Below are 4,288 nucleotides of genomic sequence, written 5' to 3'. Positions count from 1 at the left end.
GTTGTAGAATTTGCCAGACATATATGCGGCATCAAAGATGCTCACTCAATTGAATTTTCAGAAGATGTGGTAAGCCCAGTAATTGATCTAATGGATCACCAAAGAGAAATAAACGATATGGGCGGCACAATGAGACTGGGCGCATATCCATGCGTGTTAGCACCAAATACTCTTGCGCAAACAGCCTACGGCAGCGAAGAGATATCTGAGAGGCACAGGCATAGATATGAGGTCAATAATTCATATCGTCAAACTCTGGCTAATAATGGTCTCACATTCAGCGGACTTTCTCCAGATGAAGAGCTAGTCGAGATGATAGAACTCGAAAACCACCCATGGTTCATTGGATGTCAGTTTCACCCTGAATTTAAATCTACCCCGCTTGTCCCACATCCACTTTTTAGAGATTTTGTCAAAGTGGCTATGGAATATAAATCTTCTCTTTCAGCTTAAAAACTGCTTGATATTGAGTAAACCACCCTAATACTTTTAAATATGAATAAAAAAATAGTGACATTCACATTTGTCTTAATGACTTTAGTGTTTTCGGGAGTTCTAAAATCATCTGCTGATGTACCGGCATCACAAAAACCTGAGGTAGAACATTTACTTGAATTTATTGAGTCAACTCAGTGCGAGTTTGAGAGAAACGGCAAAAAATACAGCGGCGAAAGGGCTTCTAAGCATATCAAAAGAAAATATAAACACTTTAGAGACCAGATAAGCACAACGGAAGAATTTATAGAATACTCAGGAACTAAAAGTACGATTAGCGGCAAAGACTACTTAGTATATTGTGATAGCGAGCAGCCAGTAACATCAAAGGACTGGCTTATGGAAGAATTGGTGCTATTCAGAGAGCAATCTTCATAATTTATGCTCTATCAATGAAACATTTTCATCCTGTGTTAGAATATTATGCTAGTTTTATACAAACTTTCCAAATTGATAGAATATTTAAATGACGCTACAAATCCCTACGAAAAACGAGCTCATACTGTTTAGAAAAAGAAAGGAGCCGTCTTTTGCAATCTTTAACCAGATCTCTAATGATAAAGCCAGCATATTCTCTGAGGAAGGAAAGGATATATCGGTCGATCTGGAAAAAATTGTCTATAGATCTGAAATTTTTATTGAAGACAGTCTTAACTCTTCAGAAAAAAAGCTAAAACTAAGAGATGTAAGAAAGTCCGTTGAAGAAGCTAAAGAATCAATAGACTTAATAACGCTTTGGGAATGTGTATCGGAAGAAGAACAAGAAATCACTTATGATGATTTATTGAATCTATACCTTGGGGATTCCTCAATATCAAAAGAAGACGGATTTAACTTTTTTTGGGCTGTTGATAAAAATGATATTTACTTCAAAAGAGGGGAGAGAGGATATCTTCCAAGAGATGAGTCTGAGGTAAAGGAACTTATAGCCAAAAAAAATGCCGAGAGAAAAAGAGCAGAAGAGACAAAGCTTGCCATGCTATGGGCTAAGAACATAATATCCGGCAAATCAGAGGACTTTGCACAAGAATTTGACCCGAAAGCATATATTCAATTATTAAAAGAGTATGTAATACACTTGGACAAATGCAGTAAAGCCCCTGAAGCCAAGTCATTTTTATCTAAAATTGGAATTAAGGATATAGAAGGGACAATAGAATTTCTTATAAAAACCGGTTCGTGGCATGAAGATGAAGACCCTCTTATAAAAAGGTTTTCAATAACCAACGACTTTCCTCTAAAAGCACTTAATCAGACAAACGAAATAGTGGCGCAGCCTTTTTCAGATGAAGGTCTTGAAGACTTAACTCATCTTAAAGTGTTTTCGGTTGACGATGAAAACACTCAGGACATAGACGATGCTATCTCTGCAGAGCAAACAGAGAGTGGGTTTACTATCGGCATTCATATAGCAAATGTAGCCATGTACGTTAGAAAGTGGAGCGCACTTGATGATGAAGCTGTAAGAAGAGGGGAAACAGTTTATCTGCCTGAACATCATATTCACATGTTCCCCAAAGAGCTGATTGCAGAAAAGCTAAGTTTAGTAAAAGGATCTATAAGAAAAGCCCTGTCGTTACTAGTTGACTTTGATAAGGAATTTAATTTAAAAGGATATAGGTTTACTAATTCCAAAATACAGATCTCAGACAACATAAGTTATATAAAGGCGTCTGATTACTTTGAAAATGATCCATTGGGAAATAGCATAAAAGAAATAGCATTTAGTCTTAGAGGGAAAAGAAAAAAGGCTGGCGCATTTATTATCCAGCTTCCCCAGTTAAAAATATCAGTAGATCAAGACTCTAATGTAGATATCAGAAAAAATTATATGAACACGACTGCTCATAGGGTAATTGCAGAATTTATGATTCTTATGAACAGATTAGCAGGCAAGTATTTAAAGGACAACAACATTCCGGGAATTTATAGATCTCAGCCCGAGGCCATTTCTGATGACGCTTGGTCTCATGATGAAAACGACCCCCTTTATGCACTTCACGTGGTTAAGTACTTAAGAGCTCCTAGAGTTGGACTTGATCCAGCCCCGCACAAATCTTTGGGAATAGATGTATACGCACAGGCTACATCTCCTATAAGAAGATACACCGATCTAATTATTCAAAGGCAAATAGTATCTACACTCCAAGGTGATGAGCCTGCCTATACTGAGGATGAGTTAGAGAACCTCTATCCAAAGATAGAAATAGGTGTACGCGATAAGAGAATGGTGGAGAGAAATAGAGAGAAATATTGGGTTTACAAACACCTACAAAGTCTGGAGGGAAAACAAATACCAGGAGTTATCAGCACTTTTGATAATTCCAGAGCAACTGTTTACTTAACAGACTATTTATTTGAAGCCCCTGTGTTTTTGGGCTCAAGGTTTAATATGGATGAAAATAAGAGCATTAATCTAGTTGTTCAGGAAGTTGATCCTCTTAGAAGGAAGCTGCTTTTGGCTCCTAAGCTTTAATATAAAGAACTATTTACCGTTGGCAGCCTCATCAGATCTTTTAACCGCATTTAGCATATCTTCTACACTCGTATACTTTACCCTTGGCCTTCCTTGCTCTTCTCCCTTATTAATCTCAAGCTCGTTTAAACGAAGCCAGTCTTCATAAGAGAAATGATCGGGTTGTCTTTGATTAATTAGCTCTAAAATGTCGTCAGGATGAGTCTTAGAAGGCGATAAATGGCGGCTTTGCAGAATATCTTCGACAATGCACTCCACAGTCTCACCTGAGTCTTGTTTGTTAGTACCAATAACTCCAGTGGGACCTCTTTTGATCCAGCCGGTGGAATATAGACCATGAACATGCTCGCTCGTATCCGGATCTATAACCCTTCCTCTATCGTTATGTATAACACCCCATTTCTCATGAAAAGGAACCTCTGGAAGTGGGACACCGTGATAACCGATTGACCTAAATACTAGTCCGACTTCGAGCTCCTCAGTCTCATCAGTCGCCCTTGGCCTTAAAGTTCCGTCATCAGTTTTATAGAGCTCGTTTTTAACTAATTTTATTGCCTTTACATTGCCTTGAGCATCTCCAATTATTTCAGTCGGTGAGACTAAAAAGCGAATATGCAATTTTTTAGATTTCTGAAATTCAATGTCTTCTGAATAGGCATTTAATATCTCAATTTTTTTAACAAGTGATCTGTCTTCTTCTTTTTCTAAAAACTCTTGAGTGAATTCATCAAGTTCAACTTCCTCTATTCGGGTTATTGCATGCGCGTCATCTAGATTGCCGAGCTCTCTAACCTCAGGGTTTGTAAAAGCAGCCTGTGCAGGTCCTCTTCTTCCAAGGAGATAAACTTCCTTAACATTGCTCTTTTTAAGAGCCTCTAGAGCATAATCCGCAATGTCTGTTTGCATTAGTTCATCTTCGGTTCTGCAAAGTATACGAGCAACATCAACTGCTACGTTACCAACTCCAACTATCGCAACCTTTTCCTGAGATAGGTCAAACTCATAGTCAGTGTATTCTGGGTGTCCGTTATACCAGGCTACAAATTCTGTCGCCGTATGGCTGCCCTTTAGGTCTTCGCCCGGTATGTTCATTTTTCTGTCAGTTTGTGCTCCGGTGGCAAAGACAATTATGTGATAGTGATCTTTTAAATCTTCAATTGTTAAATGAACACCGTATTCTACAAGACCAAAAAATCTAAAATTCTCATTCGTAGCGATTTTGTCATAAACTCTTGTAACTGATTTAATTTTCTGATGATCCGGAGCAACGCCGGAGCGCACTAGCCCATGAGGGGTAGGGAGTTTATCAAACATATC

The 4,288-nt window shown here is 38.2% G+C and carries 4 protein-coding genes; 3 read left to right on the top strand and 1 reads right to left on the bottom strand.

All coding sequences use genetic code 11. From position 1 onward, the window contains the following. The 3 genes from AAF462_10490 to AAF462_10480 form a co-directional block, all read left to right on the top strand. Window positions 1-453 (top strand): gamma-glutamyl-gamma-aminobutyrate hydrolase family protein (locus AAF462_10490; GenBank protein MEM7009550.1); only part of this gene is annotated, 453 nt, incomplete at its 5' end. 42 nt (window positions 454-495) lie between these two features. Further along, window positions 496-873, top strand: a complete 378-nt coding sequence (locus AAF462_10485) for a DUF5329 family protein (protein ID MEM7009549.1) — start codon at window positions 496-498, stop codon at window positions 871-873. Window positions 874-961: 88 nt separating this feature from the next. Then, window positions 962-2,971, top strand: coding sequence for a ribonuclease catalytic domain-containing protein (locus AAF462_10480; protein ID MEM7009548.1), 2,010 nt, complete (start codon window positions 962-964; stop codon window positions 2,969-2,971). A 9-nt stretch (window positions 2,972-2,980) separates the two neighbouring features. Here AAF462_10480 and AAF462_10475 read toward each other — a convergent pair. Next, window positions 2,981-4,288, bottom strand: a 1,308-nt coding sequence (locus tag AAF462_10475) for an FAD-dependent oxidoreductase (GenBank protein MEM7009547.1), incomplete at its 5' end; no start/stop codon positions are given.

It is taken from the genome of Thermodesulfobacteriota bacterium (genome assembly GCA_039028315.1).
Taxonomy (GTDB): domain Bacteria; phylum Desulfobacterota_D; class UBA1144; order Nemesobacterales; family UBA2774; genus CR02bin9.
The sequence above is the reverse complement of the archived record's forward strand: the minus strand, read 5'-3'. Positions and strand labels throughout refer to the sequence as shown.